Origin of the sequence: Lactobacillus sp. 3B(2020), from assembly GCF_013487845.1 — a bacterium.
Classification (GTDB): Bacteria; Bacillota; Bacilli; order Lactobacillales; family Lactobacillaceae; genus Limosilactobacillus; species Limosilactobacillus alvi.
The window spans coordinates 1,069,618-1,093,286 of sequence record NZ_CP047410.1; the positions used below are offsets into that span (position 1 = coordinate 1,069,618).

Consider the following 23,669-nt stretch of genomic DNA (forward strand, 5'->3'; position numbering starts at 1 on the left):
ACTTTTCATCCTAGATTGGAGTAAAAAGAATGTATTCAATTAAGATGTATGGAATCAAGGCTGAAGATAAACCTTATGCGATTAAGTGGGCCAAGGAGCATGACGTTCAAATTTCAATGACTGAAAAGGTAATTGACGAAAATACCATTGATGATGCTAAGGGTTTTGATGGAGTCAATACCTTACAAGTCACTAAGATTCCCACTGACGCATATGCCCGCTTTAAGGCGATGGGAATTAATCAAATCGCTCAACGGAGTGCTGGCTTTGACATGTACGACTTAGCAGAAGCTACCCGCCAAGGAATTATTATTTCTAATGTTCCGAGTTATTCACCAGCCTCAATTGCTGAATATGCTTTAACCTCAGCCTTAAACTTAGTACGGCAAATTCCAACGATTCAAAAACGGGTTCAGGCACATAACTTTACTTGGGAGAAACCGATTCGTGGCCAAGTAGTCGGTGAAATGACCGTGGCCGTTCTGGGAACTGGTCACATTGGTGCGCACGTTGCCCGCCTTTTTCACGGCCTTGGTTGTAAAGTGCTTGCCTACGATCGGCATCCCCGAACTGACCTCGCCTTTCTAACTTATGCTGATTCCATTGAAGCGGCGGTTAAGGATGCTGATATCGTTACTTTGCATATTCCGTTACGCGAAGAAAACGTCCACCTCTTTGATGCTAAAATGTTTGAACAGTTCAAAAAGGGAGCTTATCTAGTGAATACCGCCCGGGGTGGTTTAGTTGATACGGAAGCACTTTTAGCCGCCCTTGACAGTGGTCAATTGGCCGGAGCAGCTTTGGATGTTTACGAAAATGAGGGGCCTTATGTGCAAAAAAATGTGAAGGATCAAGCCATTTCAGATGAACTTTTCCAAAAAATCCTCAATCACGATCGAATCATTTATTCACCTCACGTAGCCTTTTATACCGACGAAGCCGTAGCCAATCTAATTTATGGTGGTCTCAACGCAACCTTAGATGTTATCACCAAGGGGGATACGCCGAACCGGGTGAATGCCCTTCAAAGTTTGGGAAAAATGTTACGAATTAAATCTTTTCACATACTAACTATTCATTAGTAAAACCGTTAATCCGAGCTGAGGGCATTTCAAAGCCCAATATGTGCATTTCACGCGCAACCGCTTGACATCAAAGGGATAATCAAGAATAATGAACATGTGAGCAAACGTTTATCATTTTGTGATGAACCGAAGATTTAGAGGAGGATTTTTATGGTTATGAATCACCGGAAAAAAGTTGTTTTGATTGGGGCCGGGTCCGTTGGGACTGCCTACGCATATGCGATGGCTCAACACCCATTGGCGGATGAGTTAATCATTATCAACCATACAAAGAAGAAGGCTGTGGGGAACGCCCTTGACCTTGAAGATGCGGTGGCTGCCTTTGGGACACCGGTTCACATGGTTTCTGGAGAGTACGCTGACTGTGCGGAAGCTGACTTGGTTGTGATCACGGCCGGAGTACCACAAAAGCCAGGCGAAACCCGGCTTCAATTAGTTAACAAGAACTTAGCTGTTATTAAGGACATCACGAAGAACGTGGTTGAATCTGGATTCCAAGGAATCTTCTTGGTTGCTGGTAACCCGGTTGATATTCTTTCTAACGCGGTTCGTGAATTCTCTGGATTCCCAGCTAACCGGGTCCTTTCTTCAGGGACTTCTCTTGACTCCTACCGCTTACGGATTGCCTTATCCAAGCTCTTCAATGTCAGTCCGCAAAGCATTGACGCCTATGTAATGGCTGAACACGGGGATTCTGAATTTGTTGCTTACTCCGCTGCCACAATTGGTGGTAAGCCATTGCTCGAATTTGCTAAGAACCGCGGTTACTCCATGGATGACTTAAAGGAAGTTGAAGACCAAGTTCGAAACAAGGCTTACGATATTATCGAAGGGAAAGGGGCCACTTACTATGGGGTTGCCTCAGCCTTAGTTCGGATTACTGAAGCAATCTTGCGGAACACCAATATGGTAATGCCAATTGGAGCATATATGGCTGGTGAATATGGCCAACAAGGAGTTTACCTTGGAACCCCTGCTATTATCAATGCTAACGGGATTGCCCGGATCATTGAAATGCCATTGAATGAAGACGAACAAGCAGCAATGGCTAAATCTGCTAAGACCTTGGAAGACATTCAAAACAACGCCCGGAAGGAAGGCTTCTTACCATAAAAACCTGTTAGTATCAGATATTGAAATAAAAGAGACCCTAGCAATTCATTGCTAGGATCTCTTTTATTTTCTATCATTTAAAAATTCGCTTAAGCGAGCAAGGCCAGTTTGTAAAGTTTTAACGGGAGCACAGTAACCTAGCCGCACGTTTCCTGGAGTATCGAAGGCTTCACCGGGAACTAATAGAACCCCTTTCTCCTTTAAAAGCCGTAAGCAAAAGTCCTTAGTTGGTTCGTTAATTTTTAGCTTAGGAAATGACGTTGAGACCATCTGCGGCATCACAATTTCCACACGATCTTCCTTAGCCAACCAAGCTTGGTAAAGACGATAATTTTGCCTTACCAGTTCATAGTTCCGTTTTAAGATTACCTGCCGATGCTGAAGAGCATAAGTTGCTAAAGCATCATTAAGGACTCCACCACAAATCATGGTATAATCACGGAACTTGCGGAATTGATTTGTCAAAGTTTCATCTGGAGTTACGACCCAGCCAATTCGTAAGCCCGGTAGGGAATAGGTCTTAGAAAGAGAATTAGTTGAGATTCCCCGGTGATACAAGTTAACAATCGGGACAACGGGGGTTCCTTCATCCAATGGTTGATATACTTCGTCAACTAAGATGTAGGCACCAACTTGATCAGCAAGCTTAACAACCTCCTGAAGAAAGGCTTGATCCAAAACCGTCCCGGTCGGATTATTGGCATTATTAAGACAAATTAACTTGGTATTGGGGCGGATAAGGTGTTTTAGATCAGCTAAATCGGGATACCAATTATCCTCCTCATGAATTTGCCAAAAATTAACTTCTGCCCCCAGTGAACGGGGGATGTCATAGAGTTGCTGATAAGAGGGATATTCAGCAATCACGTGGTCACCAGGCTGGATAAGGGCGTATAAAGCCAAGAGATTGGCTCCAGTTGCCCCATTTGTTTGAAGAACGTGGTCGGTGCGGATGTCTTGATACAACTCACTAACCACTTGTTTAAATGCCGGTGAACCCTCAATCCAACCGTAATTTTCCAGTTTCCGATTTAGATTCGCAAAGAAAGCCGTTTCATCATCGCCAGTCAATTTAAACAATTCATCGATCGTTAGGGCCGCAATGGTACTTTGGGAGATATCGTACTTCGCCTGTTTTTCCCAGTGATTTAACCATTCTTCAACCCCAAAAGCAGGTATCTCAACCATTTTAATTCCTCCGAATAACCTTTTTACTTAATAATAGGCAAGCAAAAAAGAAAACGCAACCACGAAATTTAAAACTGACACCTTTTAATCCGATTTTGGAGCCTCTCTTTCATTTCCGAATGTTACTCAGTAACTAAGGTCAAAAAGCACTGCCTTAGCGGATAAGTGCGAACGAAAGGTCGATTCTAATGAATCAACCTTCGTCCTTCTTATCCCAACCAGGCCGTCAAGGAGCTTTTTTTCCAACCTCATTATAGGATTTGAATAGCTCAGGGTAAGAAAACGCTTTTAAATTTCGGCTGGCATCGAAATTTGCAGTTCGTCAGCAATCGCTTGCATTTGATCAATTGTCTTATCGTCAATTTCAACCCCACGTTTTTGGTTCTCCGCAAGGTTCTTATATTCCCGATCACCAGGAACCCAGATAGTATGACCAGGGAGGTGGTGAAGATGACGGATTCGATCTAGCATGGCAGTTGCGTTGGCCTTTAAGGTTTCTAAATCGCCAAAGAAGGCTGGATCAAAGGCAAAGACAAATTGACTAAAGTCATGTTTGCCAGTATTTGTATCAGCTGAGATCGAACCTTGCGCTAAAATTCCAGTTAAAATTTCCACAACGATGGAATTACCCATGCCTTTGTAATTAGAATTAGCTTCACTCCCACCCAAGGTTAATAGGCCGCCACCTTTTTGCTCTGCTTCAAACGCAGCCGTAGCAAGAATGTTCTCGGCTTCTTTGGGGTCTTTAACGACTTGCCGATCTTTATTAACAACCCAATCACCTGGAAGCGCCGTTCCTTTTTTATCGGCTAATTGGATTTTTCCACCCGCAACCACTGAAGTTGCGCCATCAAAGATAAACGGGTGCGGAGAGGCTGGAAAACCAAAGGCAAAAGCATTTGAGCCTAAAAAGGCTTCCGTCGCATTGGTCGGTACAACAAGGGGACGGGTATTTGTTAGGGCAATCCCCGCTAAACCTGCTTGTAAAGCTTTTCTAACATAGTAGCCCGCAATCCCAAAGTGGTTGGGATTGCGGACAACCCCAATTCCAACTCCAATTTGCTTAGCTTTTTCGATTACCTTATCCATTGCAAGGTTTGCAGCGAGATGTCCCATATTCTGGTTTGCATCAACTAAGACGGCTCCTGGAATTTCTTTTAAAATTTTAGCTCTGTTTTGGGGGATGATCGTCCCATCTTTGATCATCCGCCGATACCAATCAAGCCGTTGAATTCCATGCGAGGAAATTCCCCGTAAATCAGCATCAACTAAGGTATCCGCAATCAAAATACCATCATCTTTTTGAAAACCGAGCTTCTCAAAAACGGTCTGTAAATAATTTCGTTCATCTGCTGCATTAATTCGCATTATTAGTCTTCCTTTCTACTACCAAAAAACGCCCCTGAGCAAACTAAACTCAAGGGCGCATGAAGCACTGTACCACCTTAATTTGTCATTATTAAAAATAATGGCCTTATGAATTGATAACGGTAATCAACCGAGAACGTAGCTTGCACCCGTTCCATTTAACGACAAGTTCATTTCGCTACCTTAACTAATCCGTGCTTTCACCATTTCACGTTCGCTATTATTAGGTTACATAGTTACTACTCTCATCATTTTTTAATAATTAAGTTAAAACCATTTTAGAAATACCTTTCAAATTTGTCAAGCTATTTTATAATGCATTAGCAAATATAGTAGTTAGCACGATAAATAGAATACCCATAATTATTATCGATTTCGGCGTAATCACTTAACAAAAAAGCTTTAGGCGATAAGACTTTATCGAGTTGTGATCCTGATAAACGACGACCAACTAATTCACGAATTGGGTGTTGTTCACGAAGGGCTACTTTAATGGTATTATCAATAACTCATTGTGAAATACTCTTAAACGCTTAAGATCACGTGCTAAGAGGGAAGCATATGCTCCAAAAGAACGACCAAAAGGTAATCGGAATTGCATCTGCTAATTTAGGAGATAAACATAAAATGACAAGTTACAAACAGAAATAATTACTAAACAAGGAAAATATGTCTCATTTTATCTTAAAAGTAAACATTCTAGCGTAATTAGTAAATATTACTGAAATCACAAAATATATACCAATTACTAGTAAAATAATTGATTGACATAATTTCAATTGTTGAGGATGCTGGTAACGATCAACAAGTTCGGATCATCCAAGATCATGATACGTCAGTTAAATTTAAAGCTTCTTTTGATCGCTAAAAGTTTGTGGAGATCAATTTTTGTAACCACAACGAGATGAGGGAGTTTATCAGCAAGAACAAGTAATCGTTATAAAGTAAACAACAAAAGCTTCAAATCTAAAGATGATTAACGCGGGTACCCCATTTTCACTAGATTGTTTTGCATTAAAACTATAATTTTAATGACAGGTTGCTCAAACGAAAAAGTAGTCACCTCAATTAAAAAACATTCTGGTAACTACAGTAAAATTTGGTTGCTAAGTTTTCTCCAGCTGATTCATCGCTCATTTCGCTCGCTCCAGATATTTACTTCAAATAATTATCATTTCCATTTTGTAAACACCATGCTTGCTGAGATGTTTTTACTTAGATTGGCTACAATTAGGCTTACCATGTCATTTTGACTTGTTGCTGGGATCTGTGAAATTTATGTTGCTTGTTCCAGAAATTGCTGACTTGGTGAATTTTAGTCTGACGATTAACCAGTAGTCCTGAATGAATTGTTGTCTTACCGTTAGTTGGGACGCTTTCTCCAAGCTGACGATCTTTAAAATTAGCTTTAAGGACCAGTTAATTGAGATTGTATATGGAAAGAGGACCAGTTTGCGACTATTGCCATCCCCCAAAGCCGAGAAGGTGATGATCCGTTTCACCTCTCCCCTGTTCATAACTTTCACAATCCGGGGGAGGGCCCATTGAATAAGAAGATGGATGATATTTCTTAACAAGTTCCAAGAGTCGCAACGACCGCATTGACTTGCTTGATCCAACTTACTGGTTTTAATGGTTCCCATAAATTTCCCTGAGCTCTGAACATAGGCAATTGTTTGATGACGCGCTTGAAGCACGTTCTTAAGAACTAATTCTCCCGTCCACCCAGTTGACTTAATTATTAGAATTTCTAAAGCCGTCTTTCTTTACGTCTATAATATTATGTTAACTATCTTTGGCTAAAAAACTGAGAAGAAACTGAATCCTTCTCAGTTTAATCGCGCTTTAGTAAATTACATGCTTTTGAACTAGTTCTTCAACCCCTGCTTGAACCTCAGCTAAAGCCTTCTCATCAGTTGGATTAGCTAAAGCTTGCAAAATTAAGTTAGCTACTACCTTTGCGTCAGCTTCGTCAAATCCCCGACTGGTAATTGCTGGGGTTCCAATCCGCAAGCCACTTGTCACAAAGGGACTCCGTGGATCATTTGGAATAGACTCCTTATTCGTCGTGATATGAACTGAATCGAGTAAGGCTTGGGCATCTTTTCCTGTTAAGCCCGTTTTAGTTAAATCAAGGTTCAGTAAATGGTTTTCCGTTCCTCCAGAAACCACCCGAACAAGATCCGAAGTGTTGAAGACTTCGGCCATTGCAGCCGCATTTTTGACGACCTGATCGATGTAAGTCTTAAATGCTGGTTGAAGATCTTCATAAAAAGCTTGTGCTTTCCCAGCAATTACGTGTTCAAGTGGTCCACCTTGTGTTCCTGGGAAAAGGGCAAAGTTCAATTTCTTCCCAAGTTCTGGATTATTGGAGAGAATCATCCCCCCACGCGGTCCTCGCAAGGTCTTGTGAGTGGTTGTCGTCACGACATCAGCGACCGGAATTGGGCTTGGATGAGCTCCCGTAGCAACCAAGCCTGCAATGTGGGCCATATCAACCATCAAATAAGCCCCTACTTCATCAGCGATTTTTCGGAACTTCTGCCAATCAATGATCTTACTGTAGGCTGAGGCTCCCGCAATAATCAACTTAGGTTTAACCTCAAGCGCTTGTTGGCGAATTGCCTCATAATCAAGCTCTTCGGTTTCTGGATTAAGCGCATAGCCATATGCTTGATAATTTTGCCCGGAGAAGTTTACCTTGGCCCCGTGAGTCAAGTGGCCACCAGCATCCATCCCCATCCCTAAAATGACATCTCCAGGCTTTAAGAGCGCCTGATAAACGGCCATATTAGCTTGGGAGCCGGAATGTGGTTGAACATTTACATAGGCCGCCCCAAAAAGTTTCTTGGCGTAATCAATCGCCAGTTGTTCAACTTGGTCAATGTACTCACATCCCCCATAATATCGCTTTTGGGGGTAACCTTCAGCATACTTGTTGGTGAGTACTGAACCCTGGGCTTCGCGAACCGCATCGGAAACAATATTTTCCGAAGCGATCAGTTCGATGGTGGTTTGTTGCCGATTTTCTTCGTGTTTGATTGCAGTCCAAAGCGCTGGTGACTTGGTAGTATATTGCATTCTTAATTCCTCCTCGTTTTGGGCGACTAACAATTAAAAACATTTTACCAGATCGAGGCCAAAAATGCTTTTAAAATGATAGCGGTTCCTCAATTAAAATCAAATTTAACAGATTTCGTTTTTTGCGGTATTCTGTTATTAAAAATAAAAAAAGGATTGATAATAAATGGCTTATGCCTTGATCTACACAGCCAAATCAAGTGGCAAGACCTCCTACTGGGCAAATCCCGGTTTTACAGGTAATGGTAAACGAAAATATACCTGGGATTCACCAAAAGACATTAATTTTAAGCAATTAAAGGCGAAATATCCAACCCTTTTTGGGAATAAGAGTAATGATCGCTTTGAAATTTTAAATCTCGCCAACGGTCAAAAACAAAAGATTACTTACCAAGTTCGACAGGTTAAAAAAGTGTCTAAGGAAGCTACTCCCCCCTTAGCAACCCATCCAAAAATGTTCCGCAAAACCCCTTACCTAATCGTTTTGGATCGGAAAGGTCAACCGCGAAAATACTGGAGCAACAGTCAAAAAACCTTCGTTAATACCGTTAATGACCGACTTTCCCGCTGGAAAGAGCTTGGTGCGGCTGAAGAGAGTTTACGTTGGATCGTTAATAACGAACAATTAAAAGCTCAGTTTAACGATGGAACAATTACGATATGGAATGGTCAAACGAATCAGCCGGCCCTTTCCCCTTCAGAAGTCGCTCGGCTCGTTGCCCCTCAACCAACACAAGTCGTTAATCAAGTAGTCAAGCAAGCCCAAAAGGTTTCGCAACAAAGCCCGACTTACCGAGCCCTTGATCAGCACTTTGCTCAATTACCGACTCAGGCCGATTTAAAGGTTGATACAGCTACCGATGATGAATTGCCAGGAATCGATTTAAGTAAGTATGATCCCGCATTGGTTTTTGGCGCTGCGAGTTACCTGATCGATGCCTTAAAAGAGCAAAAAAATGTTAATCAGCTCCTTAAACGTTATGATGGCGCTGTCCTTCAAGATTATCTCCATGTTTTAGAGTTTGTTGGCCTAGACGATTTGGATGTGGACGAATTTACGGCAACTTTTCAAGAAAATCGGCAAACTCGGCGGCAAATTAAAAACTTGAGTCTCTTATTAAACGCTTTAGCCCAATCGTTTGAACCTGATAAGTTCTGGAAGGCCTTAGAAGATGATTCCGCAAGTAATCAGTATCATTTCCGGTCTGCTAGCACTGCAAAAAAGTTACAAAAGTTAATTAAGTCCTACGGTGAAACGAACACTAAAGATGATTAAGTGAGTCCCGAATATTTGACCTTTTTTAAGTGAAAGACTACGATTGAAGTAATCGGAGGTGTGGGATGTAAACTGCCCGAAACATAATAGCTTTTGGCTAGGCCTCCGAAGATAATCACAGTGGAATCCAAGCTAATCTTTTGGTTAACTTGGGTTTTCCAGCTTATAAGAAGGTCTTGTTGATCAGTTGACTTAGTATTATAATTGACTTATTAAAAATGATTATGTCATCAGCTTGCCCTGACGAAAGCTTGGTGACGCCTAACCGGAACCTTGATGGAGTGGCTGCCTAATCTCCATCAAGGTTTTTTGTTTAAATTAATCAAGATTACAGAAAACGGACCAGGCAACGTTTATATTCTTCACTTCGGATTCTAACTTGGGCTAGTACTTCTGGTCTCAATTTCTGAAGTAGTTAAAATTGCTAATCTCGCAAGTACTTACGGGATCGGGGTTCAATTCCATACTTGCGGGGGACCAATTGCAACGGCCGCTACTCTCCAAGTCGAAGCCGCCATCAGTAACTTTTTGATTCACGAAGGGCATGAAATTAACCTTAAACCCGACAATTATCATTCCAGTAAGTTTCATTACCAACCAGCTGACGGTTATTATCAAGTCTCTAACCGACCAGGAATCGGCCAAGAATTAAGTGAAAAAGCGATGGAAAGTGCTGAGATGTTAGTGGTTGAGTAGTGCAACAACGCTTAATCTAAAAGAGAGGGGCTGGGAAGAAACGTGCGTTTCTTCCCAGCCCCTCTTTCACCCCCCGAAGGTTACTCAGTAACTAAGGTCCAAGCAGTAGCTGAATGGCAGTTGCTTCCCTGGCGGTCGCACCAACCGATTCAGCCTTGCATGGGCTCACAAACGCCAAACCAGTTGGCTGGTTCGCTCCAAATCACGGCCTTAGCGGATAAGCGCGAACGAAAGGTCGATTCTAATGAATCAACCTTCGTCCTTCTTATCCCAACCAGGCCGTCAAGGAGCTTTTTCCCCAACCTCTCGTTTTTAGTATTCATGGCCAAAATAATCCCGATAAAGTTCAAAACTCATCGCCCTAAAGTTTTGAAAATTTAAATTATTACAAAAAATCAGCAGGGTCTGATGAGTGTTGTAATTAATAAAGAAGGTTGCTGTATAACCATCAAAAGCCCCATCAGCATGCATAATCGTCGGTTTTAAATAAAAACCGGCAAAATAATTTTCCTGATTTCCCGGTAATCGGTGCTTCAAAATTGTTTTCAGAATATTAGGTTGACCAAATAGATCATTCTGGAGTAGTTTCCAATATCCATTCGGTGTTGCAAGAAAATCACAAGATCCTAAACCTGCTGACATACTCCGGGTTAAAGCTGGCCAAGAACGGTTTTTTAACCCCATACTTTCCACAACTTGGCCCCTTTTGACCACCTGGTAACTTTCAATTTGACCACTTAATTGGGCCGGCTTAATTAGCTTTGTTTGCAGCAAGTGATTATATGATTGATGATCCAACCGCATTAAGATTGCAGCCAATAAAGTGAAGTTACTGTTTGCATAGTGCCATTGATGATAATTAGTAACTTTAAGGTGACTAAGGGTATACATTAGTTGTGCTCGTTCGTTAGTTAACGGAACTTTTGAACTATCCCCTAAGTCCACGACGCCACTAGTTTGGGTTAAAAGTTGGCTCACCGTAATTTGGCGACTTTTTGAAATATTAGGAAAAAATCTATCAAGTTTACTATTTTCTTTGACCTGATGATTATTAATTGCTTGAATCATTAGGAGTCCGGTTAATGGTTTTTGTAATGAAGCAATCGGAAAAAACCGATTGGCGTGAATTGCCAGCGCTGAATTGCCAGGAACTAAACGGTTCTGAATAATTTCGGGTGAATCAGCTTGTTTTCCGTTAACTAGGACTAAAGCATTGGCGTGATGCAGTTTTAAGGTTTGCTTTATTTGATTAATTGCTAATGGCTGAAGTGCATCCGCCCGGCCTGACTTCGGGCACCAAAAGTTGAGCCCCAAAAGGATACTCAAGACCATAATCAAAATTTGCCATTTTCGAAACATCATGATTCCTCACAGAAAACTTAATCAAACAATAAAATAACATATCAATTGCTAAATGCAAATGAGTTGTTTTTTTATTTTACATAATATTAATATCTTTAATTGTATCTTAGCTGAAACTAATGACCATTTACCTTAGTAAGTGATCTTAAATTACCGCTGAGCGCAAATTTACTGTTAAACGTTCAATTGACCAAAATCAATCCGATCAAGCATCGTTTCCCGGGTTTCTTGATCCAAACCAAGATAAGCCAGTGTCATGGCCTCACTCGAGTGATTCAACAATTTCATTACAAGACCAATATTATGGTGGGTTTGCTCATAAACAAGGTAGGCACCAGTTTTCCGCATTGTGTGAGTTCCAAGGTAGTTAATCCCTAACAGGTCTCCGACGTGGTTCATAATCCGCCAAAACTGTTTACCGCCAATCGGCCGATCAGGATGCTCAAAGGATGGAAATAGCCACTCACTTTGATAAACCTTTAATCGGGGATGATCAATTTGAAATTCAGCTAACCACCGACGATAGGCTGCAAGATCATTAGCGACTGGTTTTAAATAGAGCGTATTCCGTTTTTGTGTTTTTTGATCAATGATAAAAGCATTCTTTTTTACCCGTCCCTTTTCATCATAGACATCCTCTTTTTTTAATTTTAGGACATCACTAACCCGAAGCAAGGTCGCTTTACCAACTTGAAAAATTGTATAGTTTCGTGGTCCATACTGAAAATCATCATGTAAGCATTCAAGAACCTGTTTTAACATTTGGGTGTCTTTAATTGGGAGCACAATTTGCTGCATTTCATTCATTTCCTTTGGGTGAAGTTTTTGAGTTTTACCAAATTATATCACCTACCACTTTTTCGGTCAAAATGGATTATTGATTTTAAGGCATTTTACGGGTGAAATAAATGTATTATTTCACCCGTTAGGTTACCCTAAAACAGCTATTCTTACCAAATTTTGATTATTCGCCCTTAGCAGTTATCAAACGGGTAAGTGCCTACTAACAAGCTTTAATTTGCAGATGAGAGCAAATTTGTCGAATTTGAAAAATAATTAACTTTCCAAGTATTATGTAAAGTTATTTTAGAAATTAAGACTGGAAAAATTACTCCAACCTTGATTGATATTCTTAGATTTATTTGATTAGTCATTATTCCCTCTCGCTTTATATAATGAAAATCTATTGATTAGGTAAGTTTTAACTGTCGTATTGATTTTCGTTCATTCAGTTCTTAAATTCACTTGTAAACAAATGTACTTTTGTTTAATATATTAATTGTCGAAAACGATGATTTGCGCAAATTTCTTTTCGGTTATTATTAATTTTAAAGGGGAATCATCAAATGCGTCATGAACTTAAGCGAATCGGTAAACTAGAACGTCATACTTTCACTGGTGTTTTCAAGCGCACGGGTTACAAAACCGCCTACCACCATCTCAATCCCGTCTACAGTCCAACTTTATTACTAACCGAAATTAGGAAGCTTGATGGAAAGCTAATTACTGATCATCTCTGGTTTAATTACACCAAAAATTTCTTAAAGCTTGGCCAATTGCTCCCTGGTGACGTCATCCAATTTGATGCCCGGGTGGCAAACTATTCTAAAGGTTATTATCTTTGCCAAACGAAGGATTACAAATTAAGTTACCCAACTAAGATTAGATTGCACCAAGGGGTTCCAAATCCTAACCGTCAACCAATCCCCGTCGATGATCATCGGGCATTAATTGGTTACATTATGCTTGAAAATATCAATTTTTATCGCGAACAAGATCGAACAATTGATTCGTTTTATCTTGATACATTTGATCAATGGAAGATGGATTCAAATAATAATATTATGTAAACTAATTAAAGTGTCTATCATTCTGTTAGCTCTGCTTCTCACTCAAAACGGAAAAATTTTGATTACCGCTAAGTTGGCAATCTTCCAAATATGTAGCAACCGTCATCTAATACTCAGCTTCTAAGGCGGAATGAGAACTAGCTTCGGGGGCTTTAGAAAATTCGAAACCGTTTCCCTTCAGGAATTTCCAAACATTTCTACTATTACACGATAGTTTCATAATTCATCAGTTATCCATTTACTCACTTTAATATTCATAAATATCGGTTACTAAAAAAATAGTATGATTGAATTAAATTAATGATCGATATATAATAATATTGTAGTAATTATCTATACAATTACTACCTTTTTTGTGGGACCCGTATCTGCTTTCTCTGGGTCCCCTTTTTTATTACCTTTTGATTTTCTTTTGCATGATCTTCATATAATAATCATTTTTACACTTTAAAATCAATAGTTAAATCTTAATAAGGGGGGAGCGAATGATGGTAAATTGGATTCCGTTACTGCTTTTAGAAACAACTACTTTCATTTTAGGCCACTTTTTCTTAAATGAAATCCAGTGGCAATTCATGCAGCGACTGGTATTGACTGGTTTTTGGTTATACTTAATGTTTCTTTTCTTCTTATGTTTTCGGCCGAGCTTTGGTAACCCATTCGTAATATTCCGATCATTCCATAACGTTCCGATCAATATTTGGCCCACTTTAAATCTCCGAATTGATACCTTGGAAAACATTATCCTTACCGTCCCAGCAGGGGCGTTCTTCGCTTTAGTTTTTCAACGAATAAATCTTTTAGAGGCTGGATTATTATCTATAATTCCAGGAATTTTAATCGAGAGCGGTCAGTTTGTAGCTGACTATTTCTGCCAAATTGAAAGAATCGTTGACATTAACGACATTATTTCTAATTGGCTTGGTTGCATGCTTGGTTTCTTTGTTATCAGTTCGATAATCCGAATCAATCCGAAACTTTGGCAGCGATTTGCATTTAACTGATAAACTCATCACCTGTTTTAACAACCGGTGATTTTAATTTACTCTCAAAAAATTATGTAAACATTTAGGTAAAAAATACGGTTAGCCACTCTCGCGAGTAACTAACCGTATTTACTTTTTTAATTTAGAATTAACGGTCTAATCTTAATGCTCCCGCTTCTTCTTTAAACCTAAGCCTAAGCTCCCAAGTAAGCCAACCAAGCCGGCTGCTACTAAACCACTGGCAGTTTCATTACCAGTTTGTGGTAACTTCTTTGCTGGTGCTGGGGATGCTTGCTTAGTAGTTTGTTCCTCAGTTTCAGGCGTAGTAGTAACTTGCCCCGTTTGGTTGTTCGGCTTAGCAGGCATTTCTGCGACTGGGGCTGATGGATTAGTAGGACTGGTTGGATTCTTTGGCGTAGTTGGCGTTACCGGTTCAGATGGGGTAACCTTCTGAACGTATACGACTGGCGTATCTTCACCAGGATTAGTTGGTGTTACCGTCTTAACAGTTGGTGTGTAGCCTGGAATCGTTGGAACCGGTTCGTCTGGCACCACCTTGGTTGGATCTGTTGGATCCGTTGGGTAGGTTGGCGTTGGCACATTAGGAATCATATTACCGTTTGGATCGACCGGAATAATCTTACCATTTGGCGTGTAGACTACTTGGTCCGTAACGTCTGGGTGATCAGGTGTAGCGGTCAAGCCCCCGGCTGTCTTCTTATCAGCGTGGTAGCCTTGAATAACTGGCGTATCAACCTTACCAAAGGTGTGTGAACCTGTCCATGGTGTTGTACTAATCGTCTTTCCAGTTACCTTATCAACCGTGACGGTCCGGGTAAAGGCATTCTTTTCCGTTGATGTCGTTTGCGTATCTGGTTGACTACCATCACTGTAGTGGTAGGTAATCGTTTGGGTAGCGTCCCGGGTGACGTCCGTTTGATCCTTAGTGTACTTTGGTCCGTTTGGATCATTAGGATTGATTGGTTGAACAGGTGTTTGAGGGTTGGATGGCGTTACCGTTGTAGTGCCATGCTTGAGGACAACGGTGTAGGTCTTGCCGTTGTTGGAATCGCTAAATTCTGAACCGGCTTTACCAGTAAAGCCATCTGATACTAAGACGTAGCCCTTGTCTTCCAATGACTTGATCGTGTCAGCAGTCGTGTAGGTGATCTGGTCGCCATACTTGCCGCTTTCAGAGTCGGTCTTCAAAACTGCACCATCATCGCTTTGGTCAACGTAGACAACCTTGAATGAACTCTTATCCTCAGTTGGCGTAGTTGGGTTCTTGGTGTAAGGAACATTAGTGTTCTTGCCTGGGTTTTCTGGCGTTACCGTTGGCGTTTCCGGCGTGTAGCCAGGAATATCAGGCACTGGTTCGTCTGGCACTACCTTGGTTGGGTCGGTTGGATCCGTTGGGTAAGTTGGCGTTGGCGCATCCGGAATCTTGTTACCATTAGGATCAACTGGAATAATCTTGCCGTTAGCAGCATACGTTACCGTATCCTCAACATTAGGATTTTCAGGCGTGGCCGTCAAACCACCCGCTACCTTCTTGCCGGCATGGTAACCGTCAACGACTGGGGTATCCTTTGTTCCGTAAGTCAAGCTTTCACCAGTGGTCGTCTTACCATTAACCGTGTAAGTCCAAGGAGTGGATGAGATCGTTTTCCCGGTTACCTTGTCAATCGTGACGGTCCGATCAAACTCACCCGTTTGGACATCCTTAGCCGGCGTCTTGTCGCCAGCGCCAGTGTAAGTAATGGTTTGCGTTGAAGGGATCTTAACCTTAGTTTGGTCTTCAGTGTACTTAGGCCCATCTGGATCCTTAGGATTAATTGGCGTATTAGGGTTCTTTGGATTATCCGGCGTTACCGTCGTTGTGCCATGCTTTAGGTAAACATTGAAAGTTTGTAAAGTCTTGTCATCATTATCATAAACATCCTTAGTTGGATATTCAGACTTATCAAGGACATACCCTTTATCCAGATAACTTTGCAGTTTGGCATCATAACCACTATAAATAATGGTTTCGCCAATCTTACCAGTCAAGCCACCAGACGTGCCAATTTGAGTTGGTACTTTCTTACCTTGAGCATTGACATAGTCTTCATCAATAAAGTTTACGATTGCGGCCGGACTTGTATAGTAAACTACCGGCGTATCTTTGCCTGGATCACTTGGAGTTACTGTTGGTACTTCTGGTGTGTAGCCTGGAATGTCCGGTACCGGTTCGTCAGGCGTTACCTTGGTTGGATCCGTTGGATCAGTCGGATACGTTGGATTTAGCACATCTGGAATCTTATTACCATTAGGATCAACAGGAATAATCTTGCCGTTAGCAGCATACGTTACCGTATCCTCAACATTAGGATTTTCAGGCGTGGCCGTCAAACCACCCGCTACCTTCTTATCGGCGTGGTAGCCATCAACAACAGGTGTAGTTTCAGTACCAAAGGTCTTAGAGCCTGTCCAAGGCGTAGCTGAAACAGTCTTGCCAGTTACCTTGTCAATCGTAACCGTCCGCGTAAAGGCATTCTTTTGCGTTTGGACCTTGTCGCTAGGCGTCTTATCACCGGCACCCGTGTAGTGAACGGTTTGACTGGCATCCTTAGTTACGTCCGTTTGATCTTCGGTGTACTTCGGACTATTTGGATCATTAGGGTTGATTGGCGTATCTGGCTTTTGTGGGGTGTCTGGCGTTACCGTGGTAGTGCCATGCTTAAATACGACAACGTATGTCTGGCCATTGTTGGTATTGTCAAATTCTGAGCCAACTTTGCCAGTGTAGCCATCTGAGACTAAGACATAACCCTTAGCTTCCAAAGACTTGATCGTGTCAGCAGTCGTATAGGTGATCTTGTCGCCGAATTTACCTGACAAGTCCTTAGTTTCTAGAACCGCATTATTGCTGTCTTGGTCAACGTACTTAACGATTAAGGAAGCATCTTTCTTGTTATAGACCACTGGCGTGTTCTTACCCGGGTCACTTGGCGTAACTGTTGGCGTTTCTGGCGTGTAACCAGGAATATCAGGAACTGGTTCGTCTGGCACTACCTTGGTTGGGTCGGTTGGATCAGTTGGGTAAGTTGGATTTGGTACGTTTGGAATCTTGTTGCCGTCAGGGTCAACCGGAATAATCTTGCCGTTAGCTGCATACGTTACCGTATCACTTACATTTGGATTATCTGGCGTTGCCGTTAAACCACCGGCTACCTTCTTGTCTGCGTGATAACCATCAACTACTGGTGTATCAACGGTGCCGAAAGTCTTCGTACCAGTCCAAGGCGTACTTGAAATCGCTTCGCCAGTTACCTTGTCAACTGTCACAGTTCTCGTGAAGGCATTCTTTTGAGTTTGAACGTTATCGCTAGGCGTTTTGTCACCAGCGCCCTTGTAGTGAATGGTTTGACTAGCATCCTTAGTTACATCAGTTTGATCTTCGGTGTACTTCGGACTATTTGGATCATTAGGGTTGATTGGCGTATCTGGCTTTTGTGGGTTGTCCGGCGTTATCGTAGTTGTTGCATGGTCATAGTAAACCGTAACATCGCTGTTTTCGGTACTGCCATCAACCGTTACTGCTACAACAGAAGCTTTATCTGGAGCAGTGTAGCCGAAGTTAGTCAAGTCCGGTGACACTACTTCATTCCAGCTACCTGATTTAACCGTCCAGTCGCCGTAGGTAACTTTACCAGTCGTCTTGTTAGTTGACTTAGTCCGGGTCAAAGTTACCACTTGCTTGACAGTAGCTGCCAAGGAGCTTGGAATTGCCTTCCCCGTCTTTTTATCAACATAGTTGATTGTCCGAGTTACTTCTTTACTCTCAGTAGTATTTTCTACATCGTCGCTATCTTTAGTGTAAGTTACCGTATCTCTAACGTTTGGATTAGCTGGTGTTGCCGTCAAAACGCCAGCTACCTTCTTGTCTGCATGGTAGTCAGCAACAGCTGGTGAAGTTACTTGATCAAAGGTCTTGGAGCCAGTCCAAGGAGTAGTCGAAATGGTCTTGCCAGTTACCTTGTCGATCGTCACAGTTCTCGTGAAGGCGTCCTTTTGCGTTTGAACGTTATCGCTAGGCGTCTTGTCACCAGCACCAGTGTAGTGAATGGTTTGACTAGCGTCCCGGGTTACATCAGTTTGATCCTTAGTGTACTTCGGACTGTCCGGATCATTAGGATTGATTGGCGTATCTGGCTTTTGTGGGTTGTCCGGCGTTATCGTAGTTGTTGCGTGGCCATAGTAAACCTTCACATCGCTGTTTTCGGTATTGCCGTCAACCGTTACCGCTGCAACAGAAGCTTTATCGGGAGCGGTGTAGCCATAGTTAGTCAAGTCCGGTGATACAACCTTGTCCCAGCTACCTGATGCAACTGTCCAATCGCCGTAGGTAACTTTACCAGTCGTCTTGTTAGTTGACTTAGTCCGGGTCAAAGTTACGTCTTGTTCAACCGGTTTAGCTAAATTGCTTGGAATAGCTTCGCCAGTCGTCTTATCAATGTACTCGATGGTCCGTTTAACAGTCTTTGATTCAGTCGTAGTTTCGACATCATCAGGATTCTTCTTATACAGGAAGGTCACATCATTTTCACCTTGAAGCAAAGGGTTCGCCAAATCAATGTAACCACCATCCGGTAACATAATTCTTACCGGGTTCATGGAATCCATTTCATCCGTATGATAAATCAATCCATCTACGTAAGTTTCAAGTTTGAATTTGCCAACGCCTTCGGTATTCTTTCCTTCATAAGTATAGGTTGTGTAGACATCATAGCTATTCTTACTTAGTTGTGAAAAACCAAAATGTTCATCCCACTGTTGACCAACCGTGGCATCATTATAATTCGAAATATGGCCAGTTGTATTATTTTTTACCCCAACATAGGTATAACCATCAATCTTTGGTGGATTAGTAACATCGTACGAATTTCCAGTCATCATTGCGATTTCGGTGCTACTAATAATTTCTTGACCCGTAGTTTGATCCTGATAATGGACAACGAGTGGCCCTAAAATTGGGATGAATTCAGAAACTGAATTGTACCAAGGTTGTTCATTATCAGCATATTTATTATAGAGAGAATAAAGAACGTTGTAGTGCTTATAGTAACTACCACTTGTTTGATTAATATTTAAGAATGAAATTGTCCGTCCAGAATTATAGAAACGGTCCCCATCATTACCGGCTAATTGAACAAATTGTCCCTTTTCAACGGTAGTCATCTGCTTGCTCCGTGAATCAAAGAGATAAACGGTTCCAGTTTGGGTCGAAGAACCATCGGCCTTAACAGCCACATAATAATCATGCCGATAACCAACAGCGGTCCATTCGTGGACTTCTTCAAAAATCCAGTAATCATTTGAAATCCAATCAACTTGTGGATAGTCAGTCGGTTTAGTAATATTAATCTCCGCATTAGAGTTATCCTTTTCCGGTAACGTAAAAGTTGTATCCTGGTATGAAGGAGTAATTACATTCGGCGTATTAGCACTTGATGATACCGCTAGATTAGTCGTCAAGTTAGCTGTGGCATTAGCTTGATCACTAGTTAAATCAGCGACATTAAGGTTAGTCGTGCTGGTTTGGCTCGCTGAGCTAGCTTGTTTAGTACTACTATTTGCATTTTGGCTAGTCGCATTGGCTGAGCTCGTGGCTTGACTTGCTACGGTAGCCGAACGATTGTTGCTAGCAACTGTAGCTGATGAGTTAGCAGTTGAAGCAGCTGGGCTATTCGCTGTTGAAGTTGTACTTGAACCTCCTTGACTGGTCTTCAAAATAGCTGTAGAACCACTGGTACTTGCTGTTCCGGCAGTAATTTCTGTTTCTGAAGTTGTACTGTCTGCAGGATTTGATGCAGCTTCAGCTTTTGTTGCGTTAGTCCCAGCATAAATTGATACTGAAACTAAAACTGAAGTAAGTCCTAAAGATAATTTCCGCAAAGCCCAATGCTGGTGTTGATCAGCATGTAAGTTTTGGTACATCTGCCGATTATTTTTTCCTAGCATATTTATCTCCTATCTATCTATAAACCAAAACAAACATATTCAATGATTTATCATCGCCTTAATAATAGTTCCTTACTTTTTAAATTTAAATTTTTTTAAGAATTTATTCAATCATTTATATGTATTTTTTAAAAATATTGATAATTTTTAATCTTAATTGCTTTTTATCAACTAAAAATCAAACGATTTGTTAATTAACATAAAATTAGATTTTATTATTTATGATCATTGATTCTTCAATTTTTTAGCCAAACTATCTAATCACTCGATCATGTTATTGCCCATTTTATAATTTTTTTGCAAGTGATAGACAGGATCTCATTGGGCGTTAACCACTGATCGAGCTTAGAGAATCGTCCAATCATCTTACAGAAAATATCCACAAAAAACCACTAGCTCATTCATCATCATGACTAGCTAGTGGTTTTGGATTAAACTTAATGTTTATGCTTCAACAGCAATTTGCACATCCTGTGCTTGTTTGATGTGGTGTTCGTCCATGTAATCTAAAATTTGTTGGATCGTGATGTATGGGACGTCTAACCGTTCAGCAACTTTAAAAAGATCATCTCGCCGTGCCATCTTACCGTCATCTTTCAAGACTTCAATAATAACGGTAACTGGTTGCGCTCCTGCCAAGTAAGCGAGATCTACGGAAGCTTCAGTGTGCCCGATTCGCTTACGAAGGCCTCCGTCTTGCGCATAAAGTGGTTGAATATGCCCCGGATGATTAAAGTCGCTTGCTTTGGCTTCAGGATTGGCAATGTGTTGAATTGTTGCTGCGCGATCAAAAGCCGAAACCCCAGTAGTAACTCCCGTAGCTGCAAGCGTCCCATCACAGGTGGTCATAAATAGCGTGCCGTTTGGATCAGTACTATTTTCGACCATCTTGGTAAAGCCAAGTTGCTTGGCCCGTTCAATCGTTAATGGAACACACATTAATCCGTTAGCCTCTTTTAACATTTGGTAAACCACTTCTGGCTTAATCTTGTCAGCTAAGGCCACTAAATCGCCTTCGTTTTCCCGATCTTCGTTGTCAGAAAGAATAATAAATCCGCCGTTAACTAATGTTTCTAATGCTTCTTCAACCGTGTTAAACTTGCTTGACATGTTAAAGTCCTTTCTCTCATTCACTTAAATGACAACAACGATTTGCAAATCATGGGGTTAGTATACGGAATTATCCGATCTTTGTAAATACAATATCTAATATTGTTCGTAAATTATCCCTTATTTGATAAAAACCAAATTCATCATTCAGATATTTTTATGAGAAATCGCTTTCAGACTTTAAGATTTATTGTTCGTTTTTCATCGATTGACAGATTTAAGTTTCGTTCATTAATTAACGTTCGTCTTTAAATTTCTTTTTCCCAATTGACCTATACTCCTGGACTTGCATGATGTAAATAGCCCCAGCAGAGATGATTCCGTAGCTGTTGCATAATGATTTTGAAAGGCATATAACTTGCCCTAACGAAATTAATCCTTTCGATCGTACAGACGAAACCGTTTAATCGCTTGTGACATGCCGTTGAAATATTGATAATCAGCTTGGTCCCACTTTTTAGCTTGAATTGGATCTATGCTTGCGATCGCCAAAATTAACCAGGATTCAAGAATTGCTAGCGCTTCTTGGCGTTCCACCCGGTTCATTTGCAGTTGCATTAACTCGTCATCTAAATAAATTTTGTGGACTCCCCCGTTAGGAGCAGGAAAATCAACCCGTAAAACGTGATCTGCTTGATAAAAGTTTGCGGAAATCCCATAACGATCACAAAAACGTTCAATCCAGTATTTAGAAGCACCATAAATATCATTGTCTGACCAAGCCATCTTATATCACCCCAAAATTTTTTGATAAATAAGACCACATAACAAACCCGGGTAATCATTTTCATACCCGGGTTTATGCTTATAAGAATCCAAATGATTTCCCCAGTAAGCCTAAGAGTAAGAAAAGCTTACTACAATCATATTGTAGCAAGCCCCATTGAAAAAAGTAACTCAAGCGCTTTCCTGTTTTGGAATAATCAGTCAAAACTAAATAAACGGATTATTCCTTTTTATTCAAGCTTCACCAATTTTCTTAAGTTGATTTATTCCGCTGGGTCTTTACCAATTTCTTCATCAAAGAAACCTAAACCATCACTTTCAAGCGTTTTCAAATAAGCAACTAATTCAATTGCCGAAGCCGGATTAAGCTCATTTACCGCATTTAACCCCATCCCCGTTGGGACCGTTTCACTCATCTTAGTAATTTCGTTTCCGTTTTGAATCGTTACTTGGGAACAAGAGATTGCCCAGTGACCATTAACGTTTGGGGCAAAGATAAAGAAGAGATTAAAATCCTCAGCTAAGTAAGCCGGCAAAAACCAGGCCAGATCGTCCAGTGGTTCTGGGGTCAAGTTTCCTTGCAAAGCAAAGCGGTCAATGTTTCCCTTGTTTGGAGCGACCTTTAACATAAACATGGTATTTTCAAATTCTTGCATCCCCATTTTCATCTCAGGGGTAATTTCTAATGGCATTAATCTTCCTCCGTAAAATTGGCCCGGTAAAAATCATACTTATGGTGAATATCAGCTAAAACTGCGTCCATAACGTGTTCACGGCCGTTTTCATCTAACTGGAAAGCATCTTTGACCGCCTGTTGAAATTTAAGCCGCAGTAATGGTTGCTTGGTAAAAAGTGAGCTTAAATCAGTCGTCATAATGCCAATCTCTTTACCAGCATCAGGCTCTAAAAATCGACTCACTGCTGTAAATAAATCGGCTAGGACTTCGGCATACTTATGATCAGCGTACTTTAATTCCAGTTCCTCCATTCGATCATAATACTCTTTTCGGTTTAATCCCCGTTCATTCGCAAGGGCGTGTTCTTCGTCATATTGATGAGTTAGATAACTATCCCAGTCCCGGAAAGCATAAGTGGTTAATTTTAAGACCAGGTGCCGACCTTCTTTGGTTACATTCGTTGGCGCAAAGGGGCCTTGGGGATCGATCAAGTATGGTTGAACCAACTGTTGTGCCACTAGATAATAGAAAGTTCCAGGTAAAAGTTCTTCGTCTCGATCATCAGCATACAGTTTTCCTGTCCCTTCAAGACTTGGGAGGTGGATCAAGCTTAACCGGGTTTGGTTAACGGCATAGATAATATCTTCAATTTCCTCATCGATTACTTCACGTTTGCTAATAACTTGCAAAACATGGGTAAACAACCGAATCAGCTCTGCCTTTTCTTTAGTCTGGTTGGGATACACTCCACCTTGATGCTCATATTTCCGGGTTTCGCGTTCTAGTTGTTCTTCCAAGGCAGTAGTCATTCGTTCAATTTGAACCGGAAGAACCTGGGTCTTCCCCGCAAAACTTTCCTTCGCTACCTCGCGCACCGCTTCTCTTAAGATCGGCCGCATTTCAATGAAATCAGGAAAATCGAAGACGTTTTGAAACTCTTCTTCCCGGGCGGCCTGAACTTTTGCTGAATCAAGATTAAACTTGGTAACCATGTGAAACCTCCTCTAGCTTAATATGTATTAAAAGGGTTGGAAAAACGCAACCCTTTTTTATTTCTGCATGTTATACCGAAACTCATTTCGAAGATTACGGCTTTGAGGATAAGCGTGGGCAAAGAATAATCTGTCCCAGATTAACTTTTATTCACC

At 41.2% G+C, this 23,669-nt stretch carries 16 protein-coding genes; 6 read left to right on the plus strand and 10 right to left on the minus strand.

What is annotated here, in order from left to right; all coding sequences use genetic code 11:
• The first annotated feature begins 29 nt into the window (after positions 1–29).
• Together GTO83_RS05315 and GTO83_RS05320 are read left to right on the plus strand one after the other, a co-directional pair.
• Positions 30–1,082, plus strand: coding sequence for a D-2-hydroxyacid dehydrogenase (locus GTO83_RS05315; protein ID WP_180872069.1), 1,053 nt, complete (start codon positions 30–32; stop codon positions 1,080–1,082).
• A gap of 147 nt (positions 1,083–1,229) precedes the next feature.
• On the plus strand, positions 1,230–2,198 hold the full coding sequence (locus tag GTO83_RS05320; RefSeq protein WP_180872133.1) for an L-lactate dehydrogenase: 969 nt from the start codon (positions 1,230–1,232) through the stop codon (positions 2,196–2,198).
• A 63-nt stretch (positions 2,199–2,261) separates the two neighbouring features.
• Here GTO83_RS05320 and GTO83_RS05325 read toward each other — a convergent pair whose 3' ends face one another.
• The 3 genes from GTO83_RS05325 to glyA all read right to left on the minus strand — a co-directional run bounded on the left by GTO83_RS05325 (position 2,262) and on the right by glyA (position 7,835).
• Positions 2,262–3,386 carry an aminotransferase gene (locus tag GTO83_RS05325; RefSeq protein WP_180872070.1) on the minus strand — a complete coding sequence of 375 codons (1,125 nt, stop codon included), beginning with the start codon at positions 3,384–3,386 and terminating at the stop codon, positions 2,262–2,264.
• Positions 3,387–3,674: 288 nt separating this feature from the next.
• Positions 3,675–4,754 (minus strand): Ldh family oxidoreductase, encoded by a 1,080-nt coding sequence (locus GTO83_RS05330; RefSeq protein ID WP_180872071.1) that lies wholly within the window; start codon positions 4,752–4,754, stop codon positions 3,675–3,677.
• 1,845 nt (positions 4,755–6,599) lie between these two features.
• Complete coding sequence (glyA, locus tag GTO83_RS05335; protein ID WP_180869469.1) at positions 6,600–7,835, minus strand: serine hydroxymethyltransferase; 1,236 nt, start codon at positions 7,833–7,835, stop codon at positions 6,600–6,602.
• A gap of 166 nt (positions 7,836–8,001) precedes the next feature.
• Between glyA and GTO83_RS05340 the strand changes: the two genes are divergently transcribed.
• Positions 8,002–9,111 (plus strand): hypothetical protein, encoded by a 1,110-nt coding sequence (locus GTO83_RS05340; RefSeq protein ID WP_180869471.1) that lies wholly within the window; start codon positions 8,002–8,004, stop codon positions 9,109–9,111.
• A 402-nt stretch (positions 9,112–9,513) separates the two neighbouring features.
• On the plus strand, positions 9,514–9,807 hold the full coding sequence (locus GTO83_RS05345) for an enolase C-terminal domain-like protein (protein ID WP_255463193.1): 294 nt from the start codon (positions 9,514–9,516) through the stop codon (positions 9,805–9,807).
• A gap of 312 nt (positions 9,808–10,119) precedes the next feature.
• Here the strand turns inward: GTO83_RS05345 and GTO83_RS05350 are convergent, their stop codons facing one another.
• Together GTO83_RS05350 and GTO83_RS05355 are read right to left on the minus strand one after the other, a co-directional pair.
• Positions 10,120–11,169, minus strand: coding sequence for a serine hydrolase (locus GTO83_RS05350; RefSeq protein ID WP_180869473.1), 1,050 nt, complete (start codon positions 11,167–11,169; stop codon positions 10,120–10,122).
• A 174-nt stretch (positions 11,170–11,343) separates the two neighbouring features.
• Positions 11,344–11,967: a site-specific integrase gene (locus tag GTO83_RS05355; protein WP_180869474.1), complete on the minus strand. Its 624-nt coding sequence runs from the start codon at positions 11,965–11,967 to the stop codon at positions 11,344–11,346.
• 548 nt (positions 11,968–12,515) lie between these two features.
• Between GTO83_RS05355 and GTO83_RS05360 the strand changes: the two genes are divergently transcribed.
• Both GTO83_RS05360 and GTO83_RS05365 read left to right on the plus strand, forming a co-directional pair.
• Positions 12,516–13,019: a hypothetical protein gene (locus GTO83_RS05360; RefSeq protein WP_180869476.1), complete on the plus strand. Its 504-nt coding sequence runs from the start codon at positions 12,516–12,518 to the stop codon at positions 13,017–13,019.
• A 485-nt stretch (positions 13,020–13,504) separates the two neighbouring features.
• Positions 13,505–14,023 carry a VanZ family protein gene (locus tag GTO83_RS05365; RefSeq protein ID WP_180869477.1) on the plus strand — a complete coding sequence of 173 codons (519 nt, stop codon included), beginning with the start codon at positions 13,505–13,507 and terminating at the stop codon, positions 14,021–14,023.
• A 144-nt stretch (positions 14,024–14,167) separates the two neighbouring features.
• On the opposite strand, the gene GTO83_RS05370 is transcribed toward GTO83_RS05365, so the two are convergent.
• The 5 genes from GTO83_RS05370 to GTO83_RS05390 all read right to left on the minus strand — a co-directional run bounded on the left by GTO83_RS05370 (position 14,168) and on the right by GTO83_RS05390 (position 23,513).
• Complete coding sequence (locus GTO83_RS05370; RefSeq protein ID WP_180869479.1) at positions 14,168–20,008, minus strand: LPXTG cell wall anchor domain-containing protein; 5,841 nt, start codon at positions 20,006–20,008, stop codon at positions 14,168–14,170.
• 444 nt (positions 20,009–20,452) lie between these two features.
• A complete protein-coding gene (ribB, locus tag GTO83_RS05375; protein ID WP_180869480.1) occupies positions 20,453–21,118 on the minus strand; it encodes a 3,4-dihydroxy-2-butanone-4-phosphate synthase in 666 nt (221 codons plus the stop codon).
• Positions 21,119–21,490: 372 nt separating this feature from the next.
• Positions 21,491–21,844 (minus strand): hypothetical protein, encoded by a 354-nt coding sequence (locus tag GTO83_RS05380; RefSeq protein WP_180869482.1) that lies wholly within the window; start codon positions 21,842–21,844, stop codon positions 21,491–21,493.
• Positions 21,845–22,107: 263 nt separating this feature from the next.
• Positions 22,108–22,536 (minus strand): hypothetical protein, encoded by a 429-nt coding sequence (locus GTO83_RS05385; protein ID WP_180869483.1) that lies wholly within the window; start codon positions 22,534–22,536, stop codon positions 22,108–22,110.
• The gene (locus tag GTO83_RS05390) at positions 22,536–23,513 is read right to left on the minus strand and encodes a hypothetical protein (protein ID WP_180869485.1); all 978 of its coding nucleotides are present in this window, start codon (positions 23,511–23,513) and stop codon (positions 22,536–22,538) included. Before GTO83_RS05390 ends, GTO83_RS05385 begins: the two co-directional genes overlap by 1 nt.
• Between the last annotated feature and the right edge of the window lie 156 nt (positions 23,514–23,669).